Origin of the sequence: Kitasatospora putterlickiae, from assembly GCF_039527695.1 — a bacterium.
GTDB lineage: Bacteria > Actinomycetota > Actinomycetes > Streptomycetales > Streptomycetaceae > Kitasatospora > Kitasatospora putterlickiae.
This window is the reverse complement of sequence record NZ_BAAAKJ010000373.1, coordinates 3,224-7,236: the sequence shown is the minus strand read 5'-3', so window position 1 is coordinate 7,236 and position 4,013 is coordinate 3,224. Positions and strand designations below refer to the sequence as shown.

The 4,013-nt window shown below is 75.6% G+C and carries 4 protein-coding genes; 3 read left to right on the top strand and 1 reads right to left on the bottom strand.

Annotated elements, in window-relative coordinates; genetic code table 11:
• Positions 1-127: 127 nt before the first annotated feature.
• From ABD308_RS33075 to ABD308_RS33065, 3 genes are read left to right on the top strand one after another with little or no spacing between them, the layout of a single operon-like run.
• Positions 128-877 (top strand): (Fe-S)-binding protein, encoded by a 750-nt coding sequence (locus tag ABD308_RS33075; protein WP_344343284.1) that lies wholly within the window; start codon positions 128-130, stop codon positions 875-877.
• Positions 874-2,331: a lactate utilization protein B gene (locus ABD308_RS33070; RefSeq protein WP_344343282.1), complete on the top strand. Its 1,458-nt coding sequence runs from the start codon at positions 874-876 to the stop codon at positions 2,329-2,331. Before ABD308_RS33075 ends, ABD308_RS33070 begins: the two co-directional genes overlap by 4 nt.
• Complete coding sequence (locus tag ABD308_RS33065) at positions 2,328-3,002, top strand: LutC/YkgG family protein (RefSeq protein ID WP_344343280.1); 675 nt, start codon at positions 2,328-2,330, stop codon at positions 3,000-3,002. Before ABD308_RS33070 ends, ABD308_RS33065 begins: the two co-directional genes overlap by 4 nt.
• A 68-nt stretch (positions 3,003-3,070) precedes the next feature.
• On the opposite strand, the gene ddaH is transcribed toward ABD308_RS33065, so the two are convergent.
• Positions 3,071-3,898 (bottom strand): dimethylargininase, encoded by an 828-nt coding sequence (gene ddaH / locus ABD308_RS33060; protein ID WP_344343278.1) that lies wholly within the window; start codon positions 3,896-3,898, stop codon positions 3,071-3,073.
• Between the last annotated feature and the right edge of the window lie 115 nt (positions 3,899-4,013).

Here is a 4,013-nt window from a genome sequence, read left to right as displayed (position 1 = left end):
CCGCCCGGCGTGGTGCCCTGCCGCCCGGTGCGGCGGCTCGGTACGATCACCGCGGGCGGGCCGGGACCGGCACACGTACCGTCACCCGCACCCGCACCGCCGCCGGACCGAGGGCACGGGAGGACCGTTGCGCGTCGCGTTGTTCGCCACCTGCGTCAACGACGCCCTGCTGCCGTCCACCGCGATCGCCACCGTCCGGCTGCTGGAACGCCTCGGCGTCGAGGTCGACTTCCCGCCCGCGCAGAGCTGCTGCGGCCAGCCGCAGTACAACAGCGGCTACCCGAACGCCTGCGTGCCGCTGGTGCGCCGCACCGTGCGGGCCTTCGCCGGCTACGACCACGTGGTGGCGCCGTCCGGCTCCTGCGTCGCCATGGTCCGCGACGCCCACCCCCGGATCGCCGCCCGCGCGGACGGCGCGCTCGCCTCCGCCGTCGCCGGGTTGACGCCCCGGGTGCTCGAACTGAGCGAGTTCCTCACCGATGTGCTGGGCGTCGAGGACGTCGGCGCGTGGTTCCCGCACACGGTCACCTACCACCCCTCCTGCCACGGCCTGCGGCTGCTCGGCCTCGGCGACCGCCCGCTGCGGCTGCTGCGCGCCGTGCGCGGGCTGGAGCTGCTCGACCTGCCCGGCGCCGAGGAGTGCTGCGGCTTCGGCGGCACCTTCGCCGTGAAGAACCCGGCGGTCTCGGCCGCGATGGCCGCCGACAAGACCGCCAGCGCCCTGGCCACCGGCGCCGAGGTGCTGTGCGGAGGCGACAACTCCTGCCTGCTGCACCTCGGCGGCACCCTGCGCCGGCAGGGCGCGCCGCTGCGCCCGCTGCACCTCGCCGAGATCCTCGCCAGCACCGAGGCCGAACCCTGGCGGGCGGCGCCGTGAGCGGAACCTTCCTCGGCATGCCCGCCTTCCCGCCGGGCGTCTCCCCGCAGGTCCCCTTCCCCGAGGCCGCCGCCGGGGCCGTGCGGGACGAGCGGCTGCGCGCCAATCTGCGGAACGCCACCCGCACCATCCGGGAGAAGCGGGCCCGCGCCGTCGCCGAACTCGCCGACTGGGCCGAGCTGCGCGCCGCCGCCAAGGCCGTCAAGGACCGCGCTCTCGGCCGACTCGACCACCATCTCGTCCAATTGGAGGAGAAGGTGACCGCCGCCGGCGGCACCGTGCACTGGGCCGCCGACGCCGCCGAGGCCAACCGGATCGTCACCGCCCTGATCCGGGCCACCGGCGAGCGGGAGGTGGTCAAGGTCAAGTCCATGGCCACCCAGGAGATCGGGCTCAACGAGGCGCTGGCCGAGGCCGGCATCCGCGCCTACGAGACCGATCTCGCCGAGCTGATCGTCCAGCTGGGCGACGACCGGCCCTCGCACCTGCTCGTACCCGCGATCCACCGCAACCGGGGCGAGATCCGGGAGATCTTCGCCCGCCGGATGGCCGACTGGGGCCGCCCGGCCCCCGAGGGGCTCGGCGACGCGCCCGGCGAACTCGCCGAGGCCGCCCGGCTGCACCTGCGGGAGAAGTTCCTGCGGGCCGAAGTGGCCGTCTCCGGCGCCAACTTCATGATCGCCGAGACCGGCACCCTGGTGGTCGTCGAATCGGAGGGCAACGGGCGAATGTGCCTGACCCTCCCGCGCACCCTGATCTCGGTGGTCGGCATCGAGAAGGTCCTGCCCGCCTGGCGGGACCTGGAGGTCTTCCTGCAACTGCTGCCCCGCTCCGCCACCGCCGAGCGGATGAACCCCTACACCTCGCTGTGGACCGGCACCCACGCCGACGGCCCCGGCGGCGACGGGCCCGAGGAGTTCCACCTCGTCCTGCTCGACAACGGCCGCACCGACGCGCTCGCCGACCAGGTCGGCCGCCAGACGCTGCGCTGCATCCGCTGCTCGGCCTGCCTCAACGTCTGCCCGGTGTACGAGCGGGCCGGCGGACACGCCTACGGCTCGGTCTACCCCGGGCCGATCGGCGCCGTCCTCACCCCCCAACTGCGCGGCACGAAAAGCCCGTTGGATGCCTCGCTGCCGTTCGCCTCGTCACTCTGCGGGGCCTGCTACGAGGTCTGCCCGGTCGCCATCGACATCCCCGAGGTCCTGGTCCACCTGCGCGAGCGGGTCGCCGGGCAGCGCGGGCATCGGCTGGAGCGCGCCGCGATGGCCGCCGCCGGCTACGTCCTCGACCGGCCCGCCCTGCTGCGCGCCGCCGAACGGGCCGCCGGCCGCACCCGCCGGCTCCACCCGCGCCGGCTCCCCGGCCCCGGCCGGGCCTGGACCGACACCCGCGAACTGCCGGCCGTCCCGCCCGAACCGTTCCGCGACTGGTGGCGGAGGAACCGCGCATGAGCAGTCCCCCGCCACCGGCCACCGGCTCGCGCGACCTGGTGCTCGCCCGGATCCGCGCCGCGCTGCGCACCCGCGCGCCGGAGCAGGAGCCCGTACCGCGCGACTACCTGCGCAGCCACGTCCCCGCCGACGACCCCGACGCGCTGCTCGACCTGCTGCGGCACAACCTCGCCGACTACCGCGCCCTGGTCCACGGCTGCACCACCGAGCGGCTGCCGCTGCTGCTCGCCGCCCTGTTCGAGGCCCGCGGCACCCGCACCGTCGCCGTCCCGCCCGGTCTGCCGCCCGCCTGGCTCGGCGTCACCCACGCCCGCCCGCTCCCGGACGACGGCCCGGACGGGCCGCTCACCGCCGCCCGACTGGAGACCGTCGACAGCGTGCTCACCGGCTGCGCCCTGGCGATCGCCGAGACCGGCACCCTGGTGCTGGACGCCGGACCGGCCCAGGGCCGCCGGCTGCTCACCCTCGTCCCCGACCACCACGTCTGCGTCGTCCTCGCGCCCGACCAGGTGGTCGCCTCCGTCCCGCTCGCCCTCCCCCGCCTGGACCCGACCCGCCCCCAGACCTGGATCTCCGGCCCCTCGGCCACCAGCGACATCGAACTCACCCGCGTCGAGGGCGTCCACGGCCCCCGCACCCTGGAAGTCGTCCTGGTGACGCCCGACGGCTGACCGGCCGGAACCCGCTCAACGCCCGGTCACACGGGCCGACCACGGTAGGCGCCCCGGGGCCGGCGCGGTCAGGCCGGGCGGAGTTCCAGGGTGCAGCACTTGGGGCCGCCGCCGCCCTTGAAGAGCTCGGACAGGTCGACCGGCACCGGCTCGTAGCCGGCGTCGACGAGACGGGCGGCCAGGGACTTCGCCGCCTCCGGGAGGAGCACCCGGCGGCCGTCGGAGACCGCGTTCAGGCCGAACACCTCGGCGTCCGCGCGCTCGGCGAGGATGGCGTCCGGGTAGAGGCTGCGCAGCAGCGCCTGGCTGTCGGGGGTGAACGCCGCCGGGTAGTACATGACCTGGTCGTCGGCGAGCACCGCGAGCGCGGTGTCCAGGTGGTAGAAGCGCGGGTCCACCAGTTCCAGACCGAGCACCGGCAGGCCGAACACGGCCCGGGCCTCGGCGTGCGCGGCCGGGTCGGTGCGGAAGCCCGAGCCCGCCAGCACCCGGCGGCCGACGAGCAGGTGGTCGCCCTCGCCCTCGTTGACGTGCTCGGCCCGCCGCACCTCGCGGTAGCCGCAGGACCGGAACCAGTCCTGGTGGGCCGCGGACTCCCCGGCCCGCTCGGCGTGCCGGAAGGTCGCCACCAGCACCCGGCCGTCGAGCACGGTGGCGCCGTTGGCCGTGTACACCATGTCCGGCAGCCCGGGCTGCGGCTCGATCAGCTCCACGGTGTGGCCGAGCTCCTCGTACAGCGCGCGCAGCCGCTCCCACTGGCGGACGGCGAGCGTGGTGTCGGTCGGCTTCGAGGGGTCCATCCACGGGTTGATCGCGTACTCGACGGTGAAGTACGTCGGGCGGCACATGAGGTAGCGCCGCGGCCTCGCGGTGCGCTCCGGGAAACGGTGGGGCATGCGGCGACCTCCGCCATCGGGGAAGGGACTGCGCTACGGGCGTCTCGCGGCCCAGAGGGCGGCTGCCCCGGCCGGGCCGGTCGCACACCCGGGCGGACGGACCGGGCGGCGCAGG

Coding starts and splice junctions, on each gene's coding strand:
- ddaH (WP_344343278.1), bottom strand. CDS start 3,898: ATGCCCCACCGTTTCCCGGAGCGCACCGCGAGGCCGCGGCGCTACCTC.
- ABD308_RS33065 (WP_344343280.1), top strand. CDS start 2,328: ATGAGCAGTCCCCCGCCACCGGCCACCGGCTCGCGCGACCTGGTGCTC.